The organism is Xanthomonas cucurbitae (genome assembly GCF_002939885.1).
In the GTDB taxonomy this organism is placed as follows: Bacteria; Pseudomonadota; Gammaproteobacteria; order Xanthomonadales; family Xanthomonadaceae; genus Xanthomonas; species Xanthomonas cucurbitae.
This window is the reverse complement of sequence record NZ_MDED01000002.1, coordinates 63,283-86,708: the sequence shown is the minus strand read 5'-3', so window position 1 is coordinate 86,708 and position 23,426 is coordinate 63,283. Positions and strand designations below refer to the sequence as shown.

Genomic DNA, 23,426 nt, shown 5'->3' with positions numbered 1-23,426 from the left:
CGCCTCACTGGGCAGTATTTCCTGATCGTCATCGGCAGTTTCGTCATGCAATGCAAACGCCAGCGGCGCGGCCACATGCAGAGAAGCGCTGTTGGCTGCAACCCCATGCCACGCAGAAAGTGATGCATATCACGCATCGCGATCATCATCATGTTCGCCTATCAGAACGATCAGAACTAACGACTTCTCACGCCATCGCCCGCTAGCCATGATTCAGCTCCATCACTACGAGCTGACGCCATGCGCCCTGGATCCCTCATGGTGCTAGCCCTGCTAGCCCCCACACTGATCGCCCCGCCGGTCTTCGCCCAATCCGTGCTGACCCGCGACAACGGCGCCAAGGTGGGCGACAACCAGAACTCGCAGACCGCGGGTGCCACCGGCCCGACCTTGCTGCAGGACGTGCAGCTGATCCAGAAACTGCAGCGTTTCGATCGCGAGCGCATCCCCGAGCGTGTGGTCCATGCGCGCGGCACCGGCGTCAAAGGCGAGTTCACCGCCACCGCCGATCTGTCCAGCCTGACCAAGGCCAAGGTGTTCAGCGCCGGCGAAAAGACCCCGGTGTTCGTGCGCTTTTCATCGGTGGTGCACGGCAATCACTCGCCGGAAACGCTACGCGACCCGCATGGCTTCGCGACCAAGTTCTATACCAGCGAAGGCAACTGGGATCTGGTCGGCAACAACTTCCCCACCTTCTTCATCCGCGATGCGATCAAGTTCCCGGACATGGTGCACGCGTTCAAGCCGGACCCGCGCACCAATCTGGACGACGACTCGCGTCGCTTCGATTTCTTCTCGCATGTGCCCGAAGGTACCCGCACGCTGACCCTGCTGTACTCCAATGAAGGCACGCCTGCCGGCTACCGCTTCATGGACGGCAATGGTGTGCACGCCTACAAGCTGGTCAACGCGCAGGGCGAAGTGCATTACGTCAAGTTCCATTGGAAGACGCTGCAAGGCATCAAGAACCTCGACCCCAAGCAGGTTGCCGCAGTGCAGGCCAAGGACTACAGCCACCTGACCAACGACCTGGTCGGCGCGATCAAGAAGGGCGACTACCCGAAGTGGGACCTGTACGTGCAGGTGCTCAAGCCCGAAGACCTGGCCAAGTTCGACTTCGACCCGCTCGATGCCACCAAGATCTGGCCGGACGTGCCGGAGCAGAAGGTCGGCCAGATGGTGTTGAACAAGAATGTGGACAACTTCTTCCAGGAAACCGAGCAAGTCGCCATGGCGCCGGCCAACCTGGTGCCGGGCATCGAACCTTCGGAAGACCGTCTGTTGCAGGGTCGCATCTTCTCCTATGCCGATACCCAGCTGTATCGCATCGGCGCCAACGGCCTGAGCCTGCCGGTCAACCGCCCGCGCGTGGCCGTCAACAACGGCAACCAGGACGGCCAGGGCAACATCGGCCAGACCACCAGCGGCGTGAACTACGAGCCGAGCCGCCTGGAGCCGCGTCCGCAGGACACCGCGGCGCGCTACAGCGAACTGCCGCTGTCGGGCACCACCCAGCAGGCCAAGATCACCCGCGAGCAGAACTTCAAGCAGGCCGGCGAGTTGTATCGCTCCTACAGCAAGAAGGACCGCGCCGATCTGGTGCAAAGCTTCGGTGAGTCGCTGGCCAACACCGACGCCGAAAGCAAGCACATCGTCCTGTCGTTCCTGTACAAGGCCGATCCGGAGTACGGCACCGGCGTTGCCCGCGTGGCCAAGGGCGATCTGGCGCGCGTCAAGCAGCTGGCCTCCAGCTTGCAGGACTGATCCACCCAACGGCATCGCGGCCAGGCCGCGGTGCCGTCCCTCTTCAGGAGAGCGACATGCGCACGCTGATGCTGGTCTTGCTGAGCGCGGTCTGCGTGCCAGCCATGGCCGCCTCGCCGGTGGCCCCGCCGGCAGCGGCACGCACTGCGGCAGCCAGCCCCGCGCAGATCAAGCTGCAACTGCGCGAGTATTTCTTCGATGCCGCGCGCGAAGGCCGCCAGGACATGCTGGCCGAATTCATCCGCTCGCATTACGACCTCAACACCCGCGACGACAAGGGCTACACCGCGTTGATCCTGGCTGCCTATCACGGCCAGCGCCCGGCGGTGGAGCAGCTGCTCAGTGCCGGCGCCGACCCCTGCGCGCAGGACAAACGCGGCAACACCGCCTTGATGGGTGCCATCTTCAAGGGTGAACTGGCAATCGCCAAGCGCCTGATGCAGGCCGACTGCGCGCCCGACCAACGCAACAACGCCGGCCAGACCGCAGCGATGTACGCGGCGCTGTTCCAGCGCACCGACGTGCTCAATGACCTGGCCGCCAAGGGCGCGGACCTCAGCCTCAAGGACGGGCAGGGCAACGACGTCACCAAGCTGCAACGCGGCGAGTTCGCCACTGCCCCGGCGCGCTGAGCGCATCGCGCGCCCTTTTCGGCGCTGCGTACGCAGCGTCGGTTTTCCGCCGCAACTGCGCTGAAACATTGACGTCCCCTGCGCTGCCACCGCCAGGGTGTCGGGAAAATCCTGATGCATAATCCCTTGCGCGCCAAGACGTTGACATTAAACTGAGCGCACCCTGACTGGCCTGGAAAGCGCAAAAAAACGCCTGCGAAAAACAATTCAAGAATCCGCCGGGAAAGCCGATGCTGCAGTCAGTGCACCTTGGAACCCCCGGACCATGAAGCTCGATCCTTCCATTCCTTTCCTGATGTCGCTGCTGGCCATGGTGCTGTGCACCGCCACCGCTGTCGTCGCCTTGGTGTTCGGCCAGGTGCACGTACTGGCCACCTCGTGGACGTTCTATGCGGTGATGGGCACCGCACTGATGACCCTGGTCGCCTCGTATCACGCACTCGGCAAGCCGCTGAGCGCCGAAGAGCGCGTCGGTATCCGCAACCCCTGATCGCCCCTGTCCAGACCCGCGCGCCTGGTCGGATACCGGTCCAGGGCGCTGCGTGCGTCATCGGGGATGCACACCGTCCGCCGCGCATAGGCGACTGCTGGCAAGCACTACGCATTGCCAATGCGATGCCACCCGATGGCTGCATCCTCGGTGCACAACGGAAGACCCAGTCGCGCCAGGCACTCTTGCCGGCCTCTTTCTGCGGTAGATCCCCCCGCACTTTCGCCTACCTGAGGGCACAGCCCGTCCGATCTGCAGCCACGCGAATCGGTGGTAGCCGATCCGTCTTCGGGAACCTGCCGTGCAACGGGTCGGCGATCATGCTGCCGACCGCTAGCTGCCCAGGCAGCCTGCCGTCGCGCACGGCCGCAGATTCATCCAGGCCCGTGTAAGCTATTGATCCTGCTTCGCATTCCGAATGGCCGCCAGCTGCGGCCCACCGTCGATGACCGTCTCTGCCGATCGCTACGCTGCTTCCCTGCGCCTGTCCGTTGCCCCGATGATGGATTGGACCGACCGGCATTGCCGGGTGTTCCACCGTCTGCTGGCGCCGTCGGCGCGGCTGTACACCGAGATGGTGCATGCCAATGCGGTGATCCATGGCGATCGGATGCGGTTGATCGGTTTCGACCCGGTCGAGCATCCGTTGGCCCTGCAGCTCGGCGGCAGCGAGCCGGGGATATTGGCACAGGCGTCCGCCATCGCCCAGCAGTGGGGCTTTGACGAAATCAACCTCAATTGCGGCTGCCCATCCGATCGCGTGCAGGCCGGGCGCTTCGGCGCCTGCCTGATGCGCGAGCCGGCGCTGGTGGCCGAGTGCGTGGCGGCCATGTGCGCCGCCACCACGCTGCCGATCACGGTCAAGTGCCGGTTGGGCGTGGACGATGACGAGGACTACGCCGTGTTCGCCAGCTTTGTCGACCAGGTGGTTGCCGCCGGTGCGGCGATGGTGGTGGTGCACGCGCGCAATGCATGGCTCAAAGGCCTGTCCCCGAAGGAAAACCGCGAGGTGCCGCCGCTGCGCTACGACTGGGTCTATCGGCTCAAGCAGGAACGTCCGTCGCTGCCGGTCGTGGTCAACGGTGGAATCGCCACCGTCGACGCCGCCCTGGCGCACCTGCAACGGGCCGACGGCGTCATGCTCGGCCGTTCTGCCTACCACGATCCCTATGTATTGCATTGCCTGGAGGCTGCGCTGAGCGGCCGCCCGCAGCGCTCGCGCGAGGACCTGCTGCGCGCGTTGCGGCCGTATGTGCAGGCGCAGCTCGACCAGGGCCTGGCGCTCAAGCACATCACCCGCCATGTGTTGGGCCTGTTCCACGGTCAGCCGGGAGGTCGGGCGTTCCGGCAGGTGCTGAGTGAAGGCGCGCATCGTTCCGGGGCTGGCTGGGAGCTGGTCGAGCAGGCGTTGCAGCGCACCGACGAGCGGCCCTGGCGCGTGGTCGCCTGATTGGCTCGCCGCTTGCATTGGCTGGACGGCTGGCGTGCGGCCATTGAACGCCAGGGACGTCGAATGGCCAGGCATACCAGCACGCATGCACGGCAAGTGCAGAGTTCATTTGGCTGAACGGCGTTAACTCCGTGCTAAAAAGTTCAGATCGGATTCACCCCACAAAATCAAGAATTTGGCGCGTATCCGCTGCCTGGCGATGCTGCGATGGATTGCCGATTTCACACATTTTGAATGTTCCTGAACAACCCGCTAGGATTCAGCCGTGACCCAAGTCTCCCACCGCGCCCGCTCCATCGCCTTGGCTACCTTGTCGGTTGCCATGGTTGCGCCATTGGCGTGGGGGCAGGGCTATCCGCCGATGGGCCAGGGCGGGCGTGAGGCGATGCCTGCGCCGGCGCGCGGCGGCAGCCGCACCCTGTCGGACACCATCCGGCACGTACAGCGGTCCACCGGTGGACAGATCCTGGGTGCCGAACGCGTGCCGTTCGATGGCGGTAACCTCAACCGGGTCAAGTACATGAAGGATGGGCGCGTGCACACCGTGTACGAGCCGGAACAGCAGGCGCAGGCCGATGGGCCGCGGGCGCCGCCGTCCGGCACCCCACCACGCGACGATAACCACTGAACGTGGATAGTCAGGCGTTCAGTCTCATAAATTCCCAGGCCGTCGGCCGCCAACGTAATTAAGGGAGAGTGCATGCGTATCCTTTTGGTCGAAGACGAAGCTCCGCTGCGCGAGACCCTTGCCGCCCGCCTGAAGCGTGAAGGCTTTGCGGTCGACGCCGCACAGGACGGCGAGGAAGGCCTGTACATGGGCCGCGAAGTGCCGTTCGACGTCGGCATCATCGATCTGGGCCTGCCCAAGATGTCGGGCATGGAACTGATCAAGGCGCTGCGCGACGAAGGCAAGAAATTCCCGGTGCTGATCCTCACCGCGCGTTCGAGTTGGCAGGACAAGGTCGAAGGCCTCAAGCAGGGCGCCGACGATTACCTGGTCAAGCCGTTCCACGTCGAGGAGCTGCTGGCGCGGGTCAACGCGCTGCTGCGCCGTGCGGCAGGCTGGAGCAAGCCCACGCTGGAATGCGGACCGGTGGCGCTGGATCTGGCGGCGCAGACGGTCAGTGTCAACGGCGCCAATGTCGATCTGACCAGCTACGAGTACAAGGTGCTGGAATATTTGATGATGCATGCCGGCGAGCTGGTCTCCAAGGCCGACCTCACCGAGCACATCTACCAGCAGGATTTCGACCGTGACTCCAACGTGCTGGAAGTGTTCATCGGCCGCCTGCGCAAGAAGCTCGATCCCGATGGTGAGCTGAAGCCGATCGAGACCGTGCGCGGTCGCGGCTACCGCTTCGCCATCCCGCGTACCGAAGGCTGAGGTCCCACGTCGGCAAGCAGGACGATTTCGTGCCGGGGCGCTCCAAATGGTACAAACGCTGGCGCCCGCGCTCCCTGCAGGCGCGCCAGCTGCTGGCCGCCAGCCTTAGCCTGGTGGCCTTTCTGGCGCTGGCCGGCTATGCGCTGGACGTGGCGTTCGCCGACACCGCCGAGCGCAACCTGCGCGAGCGGCTGAAGAACTACGCCTCCGCCTATGCGGCCAATATCGACTTCGTGCGCGACGGCTCGTTGTATATCGGTGGACAGCCACCCGATCCGCGTTTCGACGTGCCCGGTGGCGGGCTGTATGTCGAAGTCGTGCGCCCGGATGAAAGCTGGACCTCGATGTCGGCCGAAGGGCCGAACATCCCGCATGGCCGCATGCTCGAACCGCGCCAGGAAGAGTTCATCGGCCCGCTGGAGATGACCCAGATCGACGGCAGCGTCGGCCAGTTGTATCGCTATGGCCTGGGCGTGAGCTACGTCGAGCGCGAGCATGGTGGCGAGATTCCGTACACCATCTACGTGATGGAAGACGCCCGTTCGATGGGCGCGCAGCTGCGGGTGTTCCGCGGTGCGGTGTGGTTCTACCTGGGCAGTGCCGGCGTGGTGCTACTGGTCTTGCAGGCCTTCATCCTGCAATGGAGCCTGCGCCCGCTGCGGCGGGTCATCAACGAGCTGACCAAGGTGCAGCGCGGCGAGATCCAGCGCATGAGCGAGCAGCATCCGCGCGAGCTGGAGCCGTTGACCGACAGCATCAATGCCTTCATCGAGAGCGAGCGCGATAATCTGGAGCGCCAACGCAATACGCTGGCCGATCTGGCGCATAGCCTCAAGACGCCCATCGCAGTGCTGCGCACCCAGCTGGACAGCGGGGCCTCCGAGCGCGATCTGCACGAAGAGATGGATGTACAGCTGCGTCGCATGAACGACCTGGTGTCGTATCAGCTGGCGCGCGCGGCCTCCAGCGGCCACAAGTTGTTTGCCGCGCCATTGCCGATCGAGCCAACCGCCGAAGAAATCGTCCGCGGGCTGGAGAAGGTGTATTCGGTCAAGGGTGTGCTATGCGAATTCGATATCGCGCCGGAGGCGCGCTTCCACGGCGAGCCGGGCGATCTGCAGGAGCTGCTGGGCAACCTGCTGGAGAACGGCTTCAAGTGGGCGCGTAGCCGCGTGCTGTTGACCGCCCAGCCGGGTCCCACCACCGGGAGCCGGCGTGCCGGCCTGATCCTGTCGGTGGAAGACGACGGTCCCGGCATCGCGCCGGAAGATGTCGCCAAGATCCTGCAGCGCGGCGTGCGCGGCGACGAGCGCGTGCAGGGGCACGGCATTGGCATGTCGATCGTGCAGGATCTGATCAAGGCCTACCGCGGCGAACTGCAGGTGGTGCGCTCGCAGGAGCTGGGCGGCGCCCGCTTCGATGTGACCCTGCCGCCGGGACTGTGATGCCCCGCCTGGCCGGATGAACTCTTCGGCAATGGCATCCGACGCTCCGACAACCGTTTAACGCCTCGTGCGTTGGCTTGACCATACTGGTCCGATGGCAGGCAGTTGCGATGGAGAGCCGCATGGTCAAGCGCGTTGCACAGGCACCTGGCGTGGGAATGCGCTCGGCGAGCGTCCGCCGCTGGCGCTGGCGTTTTGCGTTGCTGGTCGCCAGCGGCGCCAGCGCCGTCATCGGCCACGCTGCCGAAGCGCCGTTGACGGCGATGCAGATGCGTTGGCTGCAGCGCGCCACCTACGTCGTGGATGCCGACAGTGCAATGCAGCTACGGCGGCTCGGTTCCAAGGGCTACGGCACGCTGCTGTTGCGGCCCAGCGCCGATGCCGTCTTGCCGGCACCCATCCGCACGCAGCTGCAGCAGTTCGATGCGCTGCATACGCCGTTGGTGACCCTGTTGACCCAGTACGAGGCCGACAAGATCCGCCTGCAGGACATGCCCGATGGCGATGAGAAGGCTGCCCTGCGCAAGGACTGGCAGGCACGCGGCGGACAGATGCTCACCCAGGCGCGCCAGGCCCAGTTGTTGCGGGCGGTGTACGCGCCGGACCAACTGCGCGAGCAGCTGGTGTGGTTCTGGCTCAATCACTTCAGCGTGTATGCCGACAAGGGCCGGGTGAAGTGGATGGCCGCCGATTACATGGAAAACGCCATCCGCCCCAACGCCACCGGCAAGTTTGCCGATCTGGTGATGGCCACGCTGGAAAGCCCGGCGATGCTGGAGTATCTGGACAACGCCAAGAACGCCAAGGGCAAGGTCAACGAGAACTATGCGCGCGAGCTGATGGAGCTGCATACGCTGGGCGTGCATGGCGGCTACACCCAGCAGGATGTGCAGCAGCTGGCCTTGATCCTCACAGGCGCTGGCCTGGTGCCGATCAAGGCAACGGGCGCGCCGCCGCTGCCGGTAAACAAGCCTGGTCAGCCACCGGTGGTGCGCAAGGGGTTGTTCGAATTCAACCCGGCGCGTCACCAGCCCGGCGACAAGTTGCTGCTCGGCCAGCGCATTGCCGGTGGCGGGCTGGAGGAGATCGAACAGGCCGTGCACCTGCTGGTGCGCCAGCCGGCGTGCGCGCAGTTCGTGTCGCAGCGCATGGCCGAATATTTCGTCAGCGACACGCCACCGGCGGCGCTGGTGGCGCGCATGGCCAGCACCTTCCAGCACAGCGACGGCGATATTGCCAAGGTCATGCAGACCATGCTGGATTCTGCGGAGTTCGCACAGGCACAACCGCGCAAGTTCAAGGACCCGAACCGCTTCGTGGTGTCGGCGATGCGGTTGGCTTATGCGGACCAGCCGGTCCGCAACGCCGGCCCGATGGCCAGTTGGGTACAGCAACTGGGTGAGCCGTTGTTCGGCCGTATCACGCCGGATGGGTGGTCGCTGCAATCGCAGGCCTGGACCAGCTCCGGACAATTGGCGCGCCGGTTCGAGGTGGCGCGCGCGCTGGGCAGTGGGCCCAAACAATTGTTCCGGCGCGACGGCGATACCGACACGCCGATCCCCGCAGTGACGCAGATCGATACGCGCGCGTCGTATCGCTGGTTGGCACCGTCGTTGTCGGCGGGCACGCGCCAGGCGCTGGAGCAGGCGCGCTCGCCGACGGAATGGAATGGATTCTTGTTGTCGTCGCCGGATTTCAACTATCGCTGATTCATCGCATGCGGTGTGGTCATCGCCGCAGGAGAACCTCCATGCAACGTCGTCGCTTTCTGCTTGCTTCCGCCGCTGCGGCGAGCCTGCCGTGGACAGGCCGTCTGTTTGCCGCCCCGCGCGACAGTGCGCGCCTGCTGGTGGTGTTCCTGCGTGGCGGTTACGACAGCAATAACCTGCTGGTACCGCACGCCAGCGATTTCTATTACCAATCGCGGCCCACGCTGGCGATTGCGCGGCCGGATCCTGCAAATCTCGACAGCGCCATCGTGCTGGATACGCAGTGGGGTTTGAATCCGGTGATGCGCGATGCCTTGCTGCCGCTGTGGCAGCGCAGGCAATTGGCGTTCGTGCCGTTCGCCGGCACCGACGACACCTCGCGCAGCCATTTCGAAACCCAGGACGATATCGAATCCGGTCAGGCGGGTAAGCACCGCGATTACCGTTCCGGTTTCATGGCGCGCCTGTCGGGCGTGCTCAGCGGCGTGCCGGCGATTGCCTTCACCGATTCGCTACCGTTGACCTTTCAAGGCGGCGGCGATCTGCCCAACGTTTCGTTGCGGGGCGTCGGCAAGGGCGGGCTGGACGCGCGCCAGTCACAGATACTGTCGCAGATGTACGACAGCACGCCGCTGGCGGCCGCAGCCCGCGATGGATTGGCCTTGCGCCAGCAAGTCACCGCGCAGCTGCGCGAGGAAATGGAGCAGGCCGGGCGCGGCGCTGCCAGTGCGCGCACGTTTGCCGATGAAACCCGGCGCATGGCGAGCTTGATGCGCGAGCGGTACCGCCTGGGGTTTGTCGATGTCGGTGGCTGGGATACGCATGCCAACCAGGGCAGTGTCGCAGGCGGCCTGGCCAACAATCTGCGAAACCTGGGTGAAGGGTTGGCCGCGTACGCCGATGCACTGGGCCCGGCCTGGAACGACACCGTGGTGGTGGTGATTTCCGAGTTCGGCCGCACCTTCCGCGAGAACGGCAGCAAGGGCACCGATCATGGCCATGGCACCACCTACTGGGTGTTGGGCGGCGGCGTGCACGGCGGGCGCATCGCGGGCGAACAGGTTGCCGTGGAACAGGCGCAGCTGCTGCAGAATCGCGATTACCCGGTGCTGACCAATTACCGCAGTCTGTTCGGCGGCGTGCTGCAGCGGCTATGGGGGCTCTCACCGGCGCAGTTGGCGCGCGTATTTCCGGACGCGACGCCACGGGATCTTGGCTTGGTGTAGGCGCGGCCAACAGGCGCCTGCAGGAGCGATTGCTGCGTTATCTGACTGGCGAGGGCAGTTCACTCACGCGACTGCCGCAGTCATGCACTGCCACCGCGCGGCAGCATCAACGCGCTGGCTGCGGCGCAAACGGCGATGGTCCATAGACGCTAACCAGATGCGCGGCCACGGCCGGCATCACCCGTTCCAGCACCTGCGGCGCGGAGAAGTGGTATTCGCTGACCACCGCGAAGAATTCCTCCGGCGCTTCGGCGGCATACGGGTCGATCTCGGTGTCTTCGCCGGCATCCACACGCTGGCAGAAGGCATCGAAGGCCTGCTGGAAGTCGCGCGCCCAGCGGCGCTGCAGTTCGCGCGGCAATGGTGGGGTGCCATCGAGCACGCCATCCAGGGCATCGAGCTTGTGCGCCATCTCGTGCACGATCACGTTGAAGCCGGCGCACGGGTCGTGCAGGTCTGCCTGCACGTCGGCCCAGCTGACGATCAGCGGCCCCTGCTCCCAGGCCTCGCCGATCAGGGTGTCGTCCCAGGCGTGCATGACGCCGGCCGCATCCATGTGGCTGCGCTGCACGCGGAAGGCATCCGGATAGACAATCAGCTGCGACCAGCCACGCCACCCGGCGGCCCCGAATTCCAGCAGCGGCAGGCAGCAGGTGGCGGCCAGCAACACCTGATCCCCGGGCTGCAACTGCAGGCCATCAACCGGCGAAATGGTTTTCTGATGCAGAAAGGTTGCGGCCAGCGTGCGCAGGCGTTGCTGGCGCAATGGATCCAGTGCGGCCACCCAGGCGCATTCGCTGCGTACCGGGTTCCATAGCGCATCGGGAATCTCCAGCGGGCGCCGCCGCAGCCAGCGCAGCCATCCCTGGATCAGCGGAACATGCCGGGCAGAAAGCTGTGCCATTGCGGCAGCATGCGCGCGCGCGGGAGCAGCCCTTCGGTATCGCCGCCGCCGCCGCTGGATGGCGCCGGCTTGTGCGGTTGCGTGCGTGTTGCCGGCTCGCCACCATGCGCGCTGCCGCGTGCGGCCGAGTTGTCGCTGACGCAGCCGTCATGATCGCCGTCGACCGGCCGGTCCGATGCCAGGACGGCAAGCGGAACCAATGACAGCAGCAGGCAAACCGTGAGTCGGCGCATCGTCCACATCCAGGGCAAGCGGCGTGAGTCGCCGATCATAACGCGGTTTTCACTCCCTCACGCAAGCCGCGCTGGGCGGGGGGGAAGGCTTGGCGCATACTTTCGCGGATCGATTTGGGAACCGTTGCCGTGGATGACCGCGCGTTGCTGGCCAAACTTGCGAGCGGCCGGCTGTCCGGCGATGCGCTGGCGCGTGATGCGGGGTTGACCCGCGCCGCAGTGTGGAAGCGCATTCAAAATTTGCGCGCCGCAGGCGTCGCCATCGAAGGACGCGCTGGCGATGGCTACCGGCTGGCCGCACCGCTGGACCTGCTGGACGCCGCGCGCATCCGTGCCGCCATGACCGCTGAGGCCGCCGCCGGGCTGGCGGCGCTGGAGGTGGCCTGGACGCTGGAATCCAGCAATACCAGCCTGCTGGCGCGTCCGGCACCGCAGTGCGGGGTGGAGGTGTTGCTGGCGGAGCGCCAGACCGGCGGGCGCGGCCGCCGCGGCCGTCAATGGACCTCACCGCTGGGGGCGCATGTCTATCTGTCGGCCTCGCGCCGTTTCAGCGGCGGGCTGGGCCAGCTCGCCGGGCTGAGCCTGGCGGTCGGGGTGGCGGTCGCGGAGGCCTTGCGCGGCTGCGGGTTTGCGGACGTCGGCCTGAAGTGGCCCAACGACCTGCTGGCGCGCGGGCGCAAGCTGGGCGGACTGCTGATCGAAGGCGGCGGGGAGATGGCGGGCAACGCGCGCGCGGTGATCGGCCTGGGCCTGAACGTGCATATGCCGCCAGCGGCCGCGGCCACCATCCACCAACCGTGGGTGGACCTGGATACCCTGGCCGGCCGCGCAGTGACGCGCGATACCGTGGTGGCCGCGGTGCTGTCGGCGCTGCTGCCGGCGCTGGACCTGTTCGAGGCGCAGGGGCTGGCCCCGTTCCTGGCCCGCTATGCGGCGCTGGATGTGCTGCAAGGCCGTACGGTGCAGGTGGAAGAGGCCGGCAGCCTGCATCGCGGTGTCGCCCTCGGCCTGGCCGCCGACGGTGCCTTGCGGGTGCAACTGGGCGAGGCCGAGCGGCTGTTCCACTCCGGAGAAGTCAGTGTGAGACCTGCATGAGCGAGTGGTTGTTCGACCTGGGGAATTCGCGGTTCAAGTACGCGCCGCTGCACGGCAACCGCGCAGGCGAGGTGCAGGCCTGGGCGCATGGCGCCGAAGCGATGGATGCGACCGCACTGGCGGCGTTGCCGTGCGGGCGCGTTGCCTACGTGGCCAGCGTGGCGGCGCCGGCATTGACGCAGCGCATGATCGGCTGCCTGCAGGAGCGTTTCGCGCAGGTGCGCATCGCACGCACCGTGGCCGACTGCGCCGGCATTCGCATCGCCTACGCCGACCCCAGCCGGTTTGGCGTGGATCGGTTTCTGGCCTTGCTGGGTGCGCGGGGCAATGCACCTGTGCTGGTGGCCGGGGTGGGCACGGCACTGACCATCGATGTGCTCGGTGCCGACGGCCAGCATCATGGCGGGCGCATCGCCGCCTCGCCCACCACCATGCGGCAAGCGCTGCATGCGCGCGCGGTGCAGCTGCCGGCCAGCGGTGGCGACTATGTGGAGCTGGCCAACGACACCGACGATGCCTTGACCTCCGGCTGCGACGGCGCCGCGGTGGCGTTGATCGAGCGCAGCCTGCACCACGCGCAACGCAGCCTGGGCGAGCCGGTGCGACTGCTGGTGCATGGCGGTGGCGCGCCGCCACTGCTGCCGTTGTTGCCCGACGCCAGCTTCCGCGCCGCACTGGTGCTGGACGGCCTGGCCACCTGGGCGACCCATTCGTCCTGCGCTTAGAATCGCCGCATGTATGTCCGCGCGCTCATCGTGGTGTTGATCGTCCTCAATGCCGGGGTGGCGTTGTGGTGGGCGATGCAGCCGCCGCCGGCACCGCCGGTGGCACCGCCGCAGCCAACCGGCGTGGCGCGGCTGGAAGTGTTGCCGATGCCGGCCACCGCCGCCTCGCGGCCGCCGCCGGCCGTCGCTGCGCCAACGGAGGCTGACGCAGTCACCGCCTCCAGTGACCCGGCACCGGCACCGGTCGTGGCGACAGCGGCTGTCTCCAATACGACACCTGCGGACCCAGGCGTCGCGCGCGTCTCCCCGCCCGCCGAGCAGCCAGCGCTGCCTGCGCGCGATGCCACGCCTACCGTGGCGGCGACTGCTGCAGCAACGTCCGCGCCCGCGTCGGTGGGTCAGACACCACCGGCCGCAGCCGAGCGCTGCGCCAGTCTCGGGCCGTATGCGGCACGCAGCGATGCCGATGCCGCGCTGACGCGGCTGCGGGGGCAGGTGAGTCGTGTCAGCGTGCGCGAAGACGCCGATGCCGGTGTCAGCATCTTCCGGGTGATGCTGCCCAACGTGGGCGACCGCGCGGCCGCGCAGGCCCTGGTCAAGCGGATTGCGGCCGCCGGCATCGGCGACTATTACGTGATCGCCCAAGGCGAGGGCAATACCGTTGCACTGGGGCAGTACCAGAGCCGCGAGCGCGCCGAACGGCGCCAGGCCAGCCTGGTGAGCGCAGGGTTTCCGGCGCAGCTGGTGCCCAGCGGCAGCGGTCAGTCGCGCTGGTGGATCGATGTGCGCAGCACGGTGGCGGCCGGCGCCTTGCAGGCCACGGTGGGCGCCTCCCGGCTGCGGTCGCTAGAATGCGCCGCGCTACGCTAGACTACGCATCGGCGCGCAACGCGCCTGCCTTTGCCGGCATAGCTCAGTTGGTAGAGCAACCGCCTTGTAAGCGGTAGGTCCCCAGTTCGAATCCGGGTGCCGGCACCACCTCGGAAGGGTGTGTCGCGTAGTAGTCTGAGACGCAGCCTGCAGGGATTCATGCTAAGTCTGGGTCCTCGCGCCGTCTGTCTTCAAGCTTTGTCAGGTCAAAAAAAGCAATTCCGATCAAGGGCTTGGCCGGGAGTGTGCTGCTGTGCATGGTTGTGTGTGACGAGAGGCTAACCAAGATGTCCTGTGTGAGTTTAGGATCCGTCGTCAAGCACCTAGCATCCGTGCAAACTGGGTGTTGAAGTTTTTGCTGAATTTGCCGATCAACCCACCAGGAAGGTGGTTGATCCATGCCTCAGGAGGCCGCTATGCGCCCAAGCGAGCTAATCTTGCGCTGCTACGCAGAGCGCGATGGTGCGCTGTGGATGGCAGTCTGCCTCGATCTTTCACTTGCCGCTCAAGCCGACTCGTTTGAAGAGGCAAGGCGCAAGCTGGACGAGCAGATCCTCGATTACGTCAAGGACGCCCTGGCTGGGCCGGATAAGCAGCACGCTTACTATCTTCTGACGCGCCGTAAGGCGCCGGCCTCTGAGTGGCTTCGCTACTACGCCATCAAATACGTCGCGAAGATCGCACGCGCTTTCCATTGCACAGCGCGCGACGTGAAGCCTTTCCGGGAAATGCTTCCGGTTGTTCCTGCGTCTTGCTGATCGGATCGTATGGTCAAGGAGCGACCGGTCACGCACAAAGAGTTCACGTTGGTGCTGAAGCAACTGGGCTTTGAGTCCAGGCCCCAGAATGGGACCTCGCACGAGCACTGGGTATCGGGCGAAGGCAAGCCTTTCGGAAGGTCACATTGGACCAGCACAACTCTCCCTACCACCGGCGAATTCTCAAGCTGATGTTGGCGCAAGCAGGGTTGAGCAAGCACGAATTTTTCCAGATCCTGGACAATTTGTAAGCCCGCCGCTCACGACAATCCCGTCGCTTCGCGCGCCATGCCGGCGTGGCTGCGCCGCAAGGGCAGGGCGTCGCGTCATCCGGTGGAGTCGGGCAGCTGGCGCTTGGCGCGGCGTCCTGCGCGGCGCGCCAAGGGCGGGCCGCGCCAGGCAGCGTTTACGCCGGCCGGCCGGCCGACAGGGCGTGGAGCGCGGCAGTGCCGTGGTCGGCATGGACATCGTTGCGTAGCCGTTGCGCGAGGGCGGCGGCGACAATCGCCAGTGCCTGGCGCAGCACGCTGTCGGCGTCGGCGCTGGCGTCCAGCACATGTTTGCCCGGCAACTGCAGGCGATTGAAGATGGTGCGGCAGCGTTCCAGGTTGTCCTGGGTTTCGAAATGGTTGGGCGCATCGCCGCGGGCGCGGATGCGCGACAGGCCGGTGGCTGGCGGCAGGTCGAGCAGCAGCAGCACGTCCGGGCGCGGGGCGAAGGCGTTGCGTTCCAGCAGCGTGTCCAGCGGCAGGCCGGCGGCGCCCTGGTAGGCGACCATCGACGGAAAGTAGCGGTCCAGGATCACGATGTCGCCGCGCGCCAGCGCCGGGGCGATCAAGGTGTCCACGTGTTCGTGGCGGTCGCGGATCAGCAGGTCGGCTTCTTCATCGGCGCTCAGGCGGCCGGTGGCGGCGGACTGGCGCAGTTGGGTGCCCCAGGGGCCGTTGGTCGGTTCCTTGCTTTGCACCACGCGTGCACCGGACGTCTGCAAGGCGGTGGCCAGGCTGCGCGCGAGCGTGGTCTTGCCGGCGCCGTCGATGCCTTCGATCGCGATCAATAGCCCGCCGGGCTTCAGTTCGATTGTCATCGCGCTACTTTATCCGATCGCGCCAATGGAACAGTATTGCGCGCCGCCGTCCGCGCCCGCTGCCATGCACGGTAACGCCGCCCGGACAGCACCGTGCAGGTGCGTGCCAGGCCAGGGGGTGACCTGTCCGGTCCATGCGCGACCGGCCGGCTGTCCCCTCGCAGCATGCGCCTGCGGCATCGGGCGTGCCGTAGGCGACTACCGGCGGCACATGGCGTGCCAGTGTCTCGCTCGCATGACGCCTGATGACGGCAGACGTGGCCGTTGCGGCGTCGTTATGTCCGATAATGCATCGCGGATATGTCTTGCCCGATGTCGGGAACGTCCCGATGCCAGCGCTTCGGTCCGCTGGTCATACTGAATAAGTCAGACGCAGGACTCATTCATACCATGATCGAGTCGTGCTTCTGGCGGCAAGGAAGATGGACGCGTCGCCGCCACCCTAGAGGCGGCATCCCCCGCGTGACGCCCACCAGGCACGTCGTGACCGGATTCCTTGTTTTCCTGCGGGTCCTTGCCGTACCCGGCGCGGCGCTGGCTCAGGTTGCGTTGGTGTAGCGATAGGACAGCAACGATTTGACCAGGAAGGTGATCTGGGTCGCCGAGCGCGCATCCACACGCATGACCGGAATGCGGAAGCCCGCGGCTACCAGCGCGTCGCGGAAGGGCGGCAGCAGGAAGTGTTCGACCTCGTCGGTCATGGTGACGCCCACCGCCAGGCTGGCCTGGGGAGCGATCTGGGCAAACTCGTGCAGCAATGCGAGCGTGGCCGCCGGCATCTGCGGGTCGCGCGCGTTGGCCAGCACGATCACGCCCAGTGCGCCGTCGCACACCAACGGCCACATGAAATCCAGGTACTTCTGCCCTGGCACGCCGTAGACGTGCAGCAGTTCGCCGTCTTCCAGTTCGATCGAGCTGTAGTCCAGCGCCACGGTGGTATAGGTCTTGTCGCCGTAGGCGTCCTGGCTGAGCGGCATCTCGGTGCTGACTGGCTCCACGTCGGAGATGGCGCGCACTGCGGTGGTCTTGCCGGCGCCCATGCCGCCAACGAACACCAGTTTGTTGGCTGGAAGACTCATGATTGTGCCTGGAAGAGAGAAAGGCCGAAGCGGCGTGCGACCCAGGAGAAGAACCGGGAATTGCCGGTATCCGGACGTGGCGGCAGTGCAGGCACGGAACTCTCCGCAGTCTGGGCAAGGCCGCTGGCCAATGCGGCGGCGAACAGGCATTCCACCGTTTGCAGCGGCAGCTTGCAAGCGCTGGCCAGCGCCTGCGGGCGCCATGGCCGCGCATGCAGATGGGCAATGGCGAGCAGCTGTGCGGGCGAGCTGGTGTCGGCGCTCAGTTCTGGCCATTGCCGCAATTGCAGCGCATGGCGGGGATCCACCGCCGGCAACGCCGGACGCAGATGCTCGGGCAGGGCGAAATACAGCGCCTCGCAGGAGATGCGCTGCGTCAGCACGGTATCGGTGGTATCGGCCAGATGCTGCCAGCCGGGACGATCCAGGGCGGCGATCAGCGTGGGCAGGCGGACCCCGGCCGGTAGCCGCAGGCAGCCATTGGCGGGATCCACGCCAACCTGCAGGCCCGCGTGTTGCAGCAGGACCGGCGCCGGCCCGAACTCGCCGCGGCAGTACCGCAGCAGCAGTGCCGGTTCGGCGGTCTGCGCCGTCTGCGGGGAGGACAGCAGCAGGCGCAGCTGCTCGTTGAGTTCGCGCACCGTGGCGCCGTGCGCGAGCCACGCGCCGGCCACGGGAGTGCGCGAGATCACCAGCAGCCGCACCGGCTGGCCTTGCAAGGCCGGCCAGGCGGCCAGGCCCTCGGCGGTTTCCAGGCCCAGTACCACCACATCGGCCGCGTGCTGCGGCCATTCGCCCAGTTGCACGTCGATGCGTTCGGCAAGCAGCAGCGAACACGCCAGTTTCAGGCGCGTGGTGTGCAGCAGGTCCAGGCCGGCCGTAGCGACCCGCATGGCGTGGATGGGTGTGGTCATGCGCAGGCGCCGTCCGGGCGCAGTGAATCGGCAACGCCTGCCGGCTTGCACCGACAGGCAGGGCAGGCAACGCGTGCGCGCCGCCGCAATGGCATCAACCGAAATCCAGGGTCTTTTCGAACGCCTTGAGTTCGTGACGGGCCATCGCCAGGTTGGCCTTGCTACGGTCCAGCACCACGTACAGGAACAGCGTGCCGTTGCTTTCCAGCGGGCGCAGCAGGTGGTACTGGCGCGCCAGCGTAATCAGGATGTCTTCGATGGTGTCGTTCAGGCCGAGCTGCTCGGCAATGCGGCGCTTGGCGCGCACCACTTCGGTATTGCCGGCTGCGGCCAGTTCCAGGTTGAGGTCGGTGCCGCCGGTCATGCCCAGCGCCATGCCGCTATCGCTGTCGACCAGGGCGGCGCCAACGAAGCCGGCGAGTGAATGCAGTTGTTCCAGATTGAGTTTCGACATCGGTGGTCCCCTTCCAAACGGTGAGAAAATCGGTATGGCGCTGCGGGCACGCGCCGTGTCGTGCGGATCAGCCGGCAGGCTGTGCCAGCGCGGTGGCCAGGCGCCCGGCGCAATCGCGCGCATTGAACAGCAGCGCGGCGGCATTGAGGTCGGCGCCGCCCACGGCGGTCAGCGTCAACGGCTTGTCGGCACGAATGCGGATCAGCACCAGCTGCCCGCCGCGGGTGCTGATGGTGGCGTAGTCGGCTTCGCTGAGGCCGGATTCGCGCGCCAGGGTCTCGCCCAGGGTCAGGAACGAATTGGCCATCGCCGCCAGGCGGCGGCCATCCACGTCCAGGCTGGACTGCTCGGTGATGGCACGGCCATCGGCGGTGGACAGCATCAGCAGGCCAATGCCCGGCTCGCGCTCGATGGTCTGCGCGAACTCGCGCCCGATGCGCTGCAAATCGTAGAGATGCGACGCCCGCGCGACCTCGCCCACGGCAGCCTTGACGACCTGGTTGACGGCGTTATGCGGCATGAAGATCCCCTGTTGCTGATGGCCCTGGCGCGTACGTGGTGCCTGGTCTGCGCTGGCGGGCGCGCCATACCATCGCGGTACCAGCACGCAGCCACACCAACCTCAGGCGTTTAACTGAGCGATCAGACAAGCAGAATCCGCAACGTTCAGCGCGCCGCCACGTCTGCGGCACGACACGATAGCGGCACGCTGCGGCAGATCTAAACCCCGGCGCCGTGATACCGGAACGGCGGCAGGTGCGGCAGCGTGCTGCGCTGCCGCACGTCACGGCGCGCGCGCGCCCCTAGACTGCATGGCTTTATCGATGCTGGAGCAATGCATGGCAACGCAGTATCTGCCGGTTTCCCTGATTGGCGTTCCCACCGATATCGGTGCCGGCCACCGCGGCGCACGGATGGGGCCGGAAGCGCTACGCATCGCCGGCTTGCAGGAGGCGTTGGCCGGGCGCGGTATCGAGGTGCGCGACCTGGGCAATCTGGACGGTCCACGCAATCCGTGGCAGCTGCCGCAGGCCGGTTACCGGCACCTGGACGAAGTGGTGGCCTGGAACAAGGCGTTGATGGATGCCAGCGATGCCGAGCTGCGGGCCGGGCGCATGCCGATCATGCTGGGCGGCGACCATTGCCTGGGGATCGGCTCGATCACGGCGGTGGCCAGGTACTGCCGCGAGCAGGGCCGCCCACTGCGGGTGCTGTGGCTGGATGCGCATTCGGACTTCAACACCAGCGAGGTGACCCCGTCGGGCAATGTGCACGGCATGCCGGTGGCCTGCCTGTGCGGGCTGGGTCCGCAGGCGCTCACGCACCTGGGCGGCAGTGCGCCGGCGCTGCTGCCCGAGCAGGTACGCCAGATCGGCATCCGCTCGGTGGACCCGGAAGAGAAGCGGCTCATCAAGCAGCACCGCATCGACGTCTACGACATGCGCTACATCGACGAAGCCGGCATGAAGCGCACCATGGAAGCGGCGCTGCAGGGCATGAGTGCCGACACTCATCTGCATGTGAGCTTCGATGTGGATTTTCTTGATCCCAGCATCGCACCGGGAGTGGGCACCACCGTGCCAGGTGGCCCGAACTACCGAGAGGCGCAGCTGGTGATGGAGATGATTGCCGATACCGGCCGCATGGGGTCGTTGGACATCGTCGAGCTCAATCCGGTGCTGGACAACCGCAATGCCACCGCGGAACTGGCAGTGGATCTGGTGGAGAGCCTGTTTGGCAAGTCGACCCTGATGCGCGATTGATCCAGTGCTGAACGTGATACGCCGCCGTTCACATCAAATCCACGTCCGCGCCGTCAGATTTGGCGCCAAGCGAGGTGCGACCGCACCGGGCGCAGACCGAGGAAGAGCGATGAAGCGACTGCTGACACTGATGGTGCTGGGCCTGTTTTCGGCCGGCGTGATGACGGGCTGCAACACCGTGGCCGGCGCCGGCAAGGACATGCAGGGCGCCGGCAACAAGGTCGAGAAGACGGCCGAAAAATGCAGCGACGGTAAGTGCTGATTCGCCCCCATTGCGTGGGGCTTGTTCAAATTGATTGATCTGCGGCAACGCGCCGCTTACCCATGAAGGAGTCTGTTATGAAGCGTGCAATCGTGCTGCTGGTGCTGTCAGTGTTGTCGGTCGGGATGCTGTCAGGTTGCAACACCGTCGCAGGTGCCGGCAAAGACGTGCAGGGCGCCGGCGAGAAGGTCGAAGACGCCGCACGCAAGTGATCTACTTGCTGAAGCGGTAAACAAGAACGGGCCGAAAGGCCCGTTTTTCTGTTGGCATTCGGGATTCACCCAGACAACGCTGCGGCGTGGTCCAGTCGTTCGGAAGCGGCGTACGGCGTGGCAACCATTCATCGCGGTGAGCATGGGCTAGACATCTCTTGACCTGTGCGGAACGCTGCTGGCACCACTCTGGCAACACGGTCAATCGCGACCGCATGCAGCGGAGAACCGCAATGAACAAAGACATCATTTCCGGCAAGTGGAGCCAGCTCAAGGGCCAGATGCAGGCCAAGTGGGGCGACCTCACCGACGATGACTTCAAGGTCGCAGAAGGTAATGCCGAATATCTGCAGGGCAAGTTGCAGGAGCGCTACGGCTGGGACCGCGACCGCGCCCAGACCGAAGTGCGCGCTTTTGAAAAGTCGCTGCACGACGACCGCTGAGTCACCTCGCCCGCTCGCCTTGGGGTTGAGCACGTCGTCCGGAAGGCGGGCCGCATGCGGTCCGTCTTTTTTTGTGCGGGGCCGGCGGCGCTGGATGACGGCTGGCACGGCGCGGAACCGTTAAACTTGTTGGCTGATTCCCTGGCCTTTGCAGATGACCACTCGCGTTCTTACCGGCATCACCACGTCCGGCACACCGCACCTGGGCAACTACGTCGGTGCGATCCGCCCGGCCATCCAGGCCAGCGCGGCCGCCGACGCCGAGAGCTTCTACTTCCTGGCCGACCTGCATAGCCTCATCAAGGCGCAGGACCCGGCGCGCACGCAGCGATCGACGCTCGAAATCGCCGCCAGCTGGCTGGCCTGTGGGCTGGACCCGGACAAGGTGTGGTTCTATCGCCAGTCCGACGTGCCCGAGACCACCGAGTTGATGTGGCTGCTGACCTGCGTGGCCGGCAAGGGCATCCTCAATCGCGCGCATGCCTACAAAGCCGCGGTGGACAAGAACCGCGCCGACGGCGAGGACGACGATGCCGGCGTGAGCGCCGGCTTGTTCATGTACCCGGTGCTGATGGCGGCCGATATTCTGATCTTCAACGCGCACAAGGTGCCGGTGGGGCGCGACCAGATCCAGCACATCGAAATGGCCCGCGACTTCGCGCAGCGCTTCAACCATGTGTACGGCCGCGACTTCTTTACCCTGCCCGATGCGGTGATCGACGAGCAGGTGTCCACCTTGCCGGGCCTGGATGGCCGCAAGATGAGCAAGAGCTATGGCAATACCATCCCGCTGTTCGCCCCGCGCGAGGAGCTGCGCAAGCTGGTGTTCTCCATCCTGACCGACTCGCGCGCGCCGGGCGAGCCCAAGGATACCCAGGGTTCGGCGTTGTTCCAATTGTACCAGGCCTTCGCCACGCCGGCGGAGACGGTGGCCTTCGGGCAGGCGTTTGCCGCAGGCATCAGCTGGGGCGATGCCAAGCAGCAGCTGTTCGAGCGCATCGATGGCGAGATTGCGCCGCTGCGCACGCGCTACGAGGCGCTGATGGCCGAGCCGGCCAGGATCGAAGCGATTCTGCGCGCTGGCGGTGCACGCCTGCGCGCGCGCTACGCCACCCCGCTGCTGGCCCAGCTGCGCGACGCGGTAGGGCTGCGTGATCTATCCGATCAGGCGGGCCCGGCAGCGGTGCAGGCCGGCGAAAAAATCGCCTTGCCGGTGTTCAAGCAATACCGGGAAAGCGATGGGCAGTTCTACTTCAAGTTGAACGATGGCGCCGGCGCACTGCTGCTGCAGAGCGATGGCTTTGCCTCCCCGCGCGATGCCGGGCAGTTGATCGCGCGGCTGAAGCAGGCCGCGCAGGCCAGCGATCTGCAGTTGCCGGGTGTGCATGCCCAGGCGGATGCCGATGGGATTCTTGCCGCCATGCAGGCGCTGCGCGAAGCCTGATTGCCACCCTCGCTGGGCAGGGCACAGCCGGTCGCGCGTGGCGACGGTCCTGCGATCACGCCTCGTGCAGCCACGGAGTCGCCATGACAGCATCGGTTGATTGCAGTATCCACACCATCGACACCGGCTTTGGCGGGGCGCAGTTCGATGCGGCGTACCTGGTCGTCGAGGCGCAGCGCGGTGCCTTGATCGATTGCGGCACCTCGCTGTCGGTGCCGCACCTGCTTGCTGCCGTGCAGGCGGCCGGGCTGGCGCCGGCACAGGTGGAATGGTTGATCCTGACCCATGTGCATCTGGATCACGCCGGTGGTGCCGGCGCCCTGTTGCAGCACCTGCCCAACGCGCGCGTGCTGGTGCATCCACGCGGTGCGCCGCACATGATCGACCCCATGCGGCTGATTGCCGGTGCCACCGCGGTGTATGGGGAGGAGGAAGTGGCACGCAGTTACGGCCAGATCGTGCCGGTGCCGGCCGAGCGGGTGGTGGAGGCCGCCGACGGGCAGCCGGTGCTGCTGGGCGAGCGCGTGCTGCGCACCCTGGAGACACCTGGACATGCGCGGCATCACCTGTGCGTGTGGGATGCGCGCAGTCGCAGCTGGTTCACCGGCGATACCTTCGGGCTGTCGTATCGCCAGCTCGACAGCGAGCAGGGCGCCTTCATCTTGCCGACTTCTTCGCCGGTCCAATTCGAGCCCGAAGCGATGCTGCAATCGATCGCACGCCTGGTGGAGGCTGCGCCGCAGGCGATGTATCTCACCCACTATGGACGAGTCGAATCGCCCGCTGTATTGGCGCAGGCGTTGGTACAGCAGATCCATGCGATGACCGAGATTGCGCTGGGTTGCGTAGCACGCGCAGACCGCCATCGCTGCATGGTGGCGGCGTTGACCGCGCTCTATCTTGAGCGCGCACGCCAGCACGGTTGCCGGCTGGACGATGCCGCCGTGGCACGGCTGCTGGCCACCGATATCGAACTCAATGCGCAGGGATTGGGCTGCTGGCTCGATCGTGCGATGCGTTGACGCGCTCGCAGGATGATCCCCGCTTCGGGGTCCGCACTTGTAAACTGTCTGTCATCCAACT

26 protein-coding genes and 1 tRNA gene are annotated in these 23,426 nt (G+C 66.1%); 20 read left to right on the top strand and 7 right to left on the bottom strand.

All coding sequences use genetic code 11. The features are described 5' to 3' along the window. The first annotated feature begins 258 nt into the window (after positions 1-258). The 9 genes from katB to XcuCFBP2542_RS01580 all read left to right on the top strand — a co-directional run bounded on the left by katB (position 259) and on the right by XcuCFBP2542_RS01580 (position 10,100). Complete coding sequence (gene katB / locus XcuCFBP2542_RS01620; RefSeq protein WP_208800416.1) at positions 259-1,764, top strand: catalase; 1,506 nt, start codon at positions 259-261, stop codon at positions 1,762-1,764. A gap of 56 nt (positions 1,765-1,820) precedes the next feature. Next, entirely contained in the window at positions 1,821-2,396 is a 576-nt protein-coding gene (locus XcuCFBP2542_RS01615; RefSeq protein WP_104601881.1) for an ankyrin repeat domain-containing protein, read from the top strand. A gap of 265 nt (positions 2,397-2,661) precedes the next feature. Continuing rightward, complete coding sequence (locus XcuCFBP2542_RS01610) at positions 2,662-2,886, top strand: hypothetical protein (protein WP_167526973.1); 225 nt, start codon at positions 2,662-2,664, stop codon at positions 2,884-2,886. Positions 2,887-3,331: 445 nt separating this feature from the next. Then, the gene (dusA, locus tag XcuCFBP2542_RS01605) at positions 3,332-4,336 is read left to right on the top strand and encodes a tRNA dihydrouridine(20/20a) synthase DusA (RefSeq protein WP_104602007.1); all 1,005 of its coding nucleotides are present in this window, start codon (positions 3,332-3,334) and stop codon (positions 4,334-4,336) included. Positions 4,337-4,658: 322 nt separating this feature from the next. Next, complete coding sequence (locus XcuCFBP2542_RS01600; protein WP_223214472.1) at positions 4,659-4,964, top strand: hypothetical protein; 306 nt, start codon at positions 4,659-4,661, stop codon at positions 4,962-4,964. 72 nt (positions 4,965-5,036) lie between these two features. Then, the gene (locus tag XcuCFBP2542_RS01595; RefSeq protein WP_002808458.1) at positions 5,037-5,720 is read left to right on the top strand and encodes a response regulator transcription factor; all 684 of its coding nucleotides are present in this window, start codon (positions 5,037-5,039) and stop codon (positions 5,718-5,720) included. Between the two features lie 74 nt (positions 5,721-5,794). Beyond that, entirely contained in the window at positions 5,795-7,165 is a 1,371-nt protein-coding gene (locus tag XcuCFBP2542_RS01590) for an ATP-binding protein (protein ID WP_211292966.1), read from the top strand. A 122-nt stretch (positions 7,166-7,287) separates the two neighbouring features. After that, on the top strand, positions 7,288-8,874 hold the full coding sequence (locus tag XcuCFBP2542_RS01585) for a DUF1800 domain-containing protein (protein WP_104602005.1): 1,587 nt from the start codon (positions 7,288-7,290) through the stop codon (positions 8,872-8,874). Positions 8,875-8,915: 41 nt separating this feature from the next. Further along, positions 8,916-10,100, top strand: coding sequence for a DUF1501 domain-containing protein (locus XcuCFBP2542_RS01580; RefSeq protein ID WP_104601879.1), 1,185 nt, complete (start codon positions 8,916-8,918; stop codon positions 10,098-10,100). A gap of 106 nt (positions 10,101-10,206) precedes the next feature. On the opposite strand, the gene XcuCFBP2542_RS01575 is transcribed toward XcuCFBP2542_RS01580, so the two are convergent. Both XcuCFBP2542_RS01575 and XcuCFBP2542_RS01570 read right to left on the bottom strand, forming a co-directional pair. Next, on the bottom strand, positions 10,207-11,004 hold the full coding sequence (locus XcuCFBP2542_RS01575) for a M90 family metallopeptidase (RefSeq protein ID WP_104601878.1): 798 nt from the start codon (positions 11,002-11,004) through the stop codon (positions 10,207-10,209). Then, complete coding sequence (locus XcuCFBP2542_RS01570) at positions 10,971-11,276, bottom strand: hypothetical protein (RefSeq protein WP_104601877.1); 306 nt, start codon at positions 11,274-11,276, stop codon at positions 10,971-10,973. Before XcuCFBP2542_RS01570 ends, XcuCFBP2542_RS01575 begins: the two co-directional genes overlap by 34 nt. A 75-nt stretch (positions 11,277-11,351) precedes the next feature. Between XcuCFBP2542_RS01570 and birA the strand changes: the two genes are divergently transcribed. The 5 genes from birA (at position 11,352) to XcuCFBP2542_RS01545 (ending at position 14,685) form a co-directional block, all read left to right on the top strand. Continuing rightward, the gene (gene birA, locus XcuCFBP2542_RS01565) at positions 11,352-12,332 is read left to right on the top strand and encodes a bifunctional biotin--[acetyl-CoA-carboxylase] ligase/biotin operon repressor BirA (RefSeq protein WP_337999770.1); all 981 of its coding nucleotides are present in this window, start codon (positions 11,352-11,354) and stop codon (positions 12,330-12,332) included. Then, positions 12,329-13,057, top strand: coding sequence for a type III pantothenate kinase (locus tag XcuCFBP2542_RS01560; protein WP_104601875.1), 729 nt, complete (start codon positions 12,329-12,331; stop codon positions 13,055-13,057). The genes birA and XcuCFBP2542_RS01560 overlap by 4 nt, the downstream gene beginning before the upstream one ends. A gap of 9 nt (positions 13,058-13,066) precedes the next feature. Beyond that, the gene (locus XcuCFBP2542_RS01555; protein WP_104601874.1) at positions 13,067-13,927 is read left to right on the top strand and encodes an SPOR domain-containing protein; all 861 of its coding nucleotides are present in this window, start codon (positions 13,067-13,069) and stop codon (positions 13,925-13,927) included. A gap of 32 nt (positions 13,928-13,959) precedes the next feature. Continuing rightward, a tRNA-Thr gene (locus XcuCFBP2542_RS01550) sits at positions 13,960-14,035 on the top strand. A 290-nt stretch (positions 14,036-14,325) separates the two neighbouring features. Beyond that, positions 14,326-14,685, top strand: coding sequence for a DUF1902 domain-containing protein (locus XcuCFBP2542_RS01545; RefSeq protein WP_208800414.1), 360 nt, complete (start codon positions 14,326-14,328; stop codon positions 14,683-14,685). A gap of 406 nt (positions 14,686-15,091) precedes the next feature. Here the strand turns inward: XcuCFBP2542_RS01545 and tmk are convergent, their stop codons facing one another. The 5 genes from tmk to XcuCFBP2542_RS01520 form a co-directional block, all read right to left on the bottom strand. Continuing rightward, on the bottom strand, positions 15,092-15,772 hold the full coding sequence (gene tmk / locus XcuCFBP2542_RS01540; protein ID WP_104601873.1) for a dTMP kinase: 681 nt from the start codon (positions 15,770-15,772) through the stop codon (positions 15,092-15,094). A gap of 539 nt (positions 15,773-16,311) precedes the next feature. Beyond that, positions 16,312-16,851 (bottom strand): GTP-binding protein, encoded by a 540-nt coding sequence (locus XcuCFBP2542_RS01535; RefSeq protein ID WP_104601872.1) that lies wholly within the window; start codon positions 16,849-16,851, stop codon positions 16,312-16,314. Further along, complete coding sequence (locus XcuCFBP2542_RS01530; protein WP_104601871.1) at positions 16,848-17,765, bottom strand: hypothetical protein; 918 nt, start codon at positions 17,763-17,765, stop codon at positions 16,848-16,850. The genes XcuCFBP2542_RS01535 and XcuCFBP2542_RS01530 overlap by 4 nt, the downstream gene beginning before the upstream one ends. 94 nt (positions 17,766-17,859) lie before the next feature. After that, complete coding sequence (locus XcuCFBP2542_RS01525) at positions 17,860-18,219, bottom strand: roadblock/LC7 domain-containing protein (RefSeq protein WP_104601870.1); 360 nt, start codon at positions 18,217-18,219, stop codon at positions 17,860-17,862. A 67-nt stretch (positions 18,220-18,286) separates the two neighbouring features. Next, positions 18,287-18,739: a roadblock/LC7 domain-containing protein gene (locus tag XcuCFBP2542_RS01520; protein WP_104601869.1), complete on the bottom strand. Its 453-nt coding sequence runs from the start codon at positions 18,737-18,739 to the stop codon at positions 18,287-18,289. Positions 18,740-19,058: 319 nt separating this feature from the next. Between XcuCFBP2542_RS01520 and rocF the strand changes: the two genes are divergently transcribed. The 6 genes from rocF to XcuCFBP2542_RS01490 all read left to right on the top strand — a co-directional run bounded on the left by rocF (position 19,059) and on the right by XcuCFBP2542_RS01490 (position 23,365). Next, positions 19,059-19,982: an arginase gene (gene rocF / locus XcuCFBP2542_RS01515; protein WP_104602004.1), complete on the top strand. Its 924-nt coding sequence runs from the start codon at positions 19,059-19,061 to the stop codon at positions 19,980-19,982. Between the two features lie 109 nt (positions 19,983-20,091). Next, complete coding sequence (locus XcuCFBP2542_RS01510) at positions 20,092-20,244, top strand: entericidin A/B family lipoprotein (protein ID WP_003486606.1); 153 nt, start codon at positions 20,092-20,094, stop codon at positions 20,242-20,244. A gap of 77 nt (positions 20,245-20,321) precedes the next feature. Next, a complete protein-coding gene (locus XcuCFBP2542_RS01505) occupies positions 20,322-20,456 on the top strand; it encodes an entericidin A/B family lipoprotein (RefSeq protein ID WP_016904515.1) in 135 nt (44 codons plus the stop codon). Between the two features lie 233 nt (positions 20,457-20,689). Next, positions 20,690-20,899, top strand: coding sequence for a CsbD family protein (locus XcuCFBP2542_RS01500; protein WP_104601868.1), 210 nt, complete (start codon positions 20,690-20,692; stop codon positions 20,897-20,899). A 154-nt stretch (positions 20,900-21,053) separates the two neighbouring features. After that, positions 21,054-22,343: a tryptophan--tRNA ligase gene (locus XcuCFBP2542_RS01495; protein WP_170066931.1), complete on the top strand. Its 1,290-nt coding sequence runs from the start codon at positions 21,054-21,056 to the stop codon at positions 22,341-22,343. 83 nt (positions 22,344-22,426) lie between these two features. Beyond that, on the top strand, positions 22,427-23,365 hold the full coding sequence (locus XcuCFBP2542_RS01490) for an MBL fold metallo-hydrolase (RefSeq protein ID WP_104601866.1): 939 nt from the start codon (positions 22,427-22,429) through the stop codon (positions 23,363-23,365). Positions 23,366-23,426 lie beyond the last annotated feature (61 nt).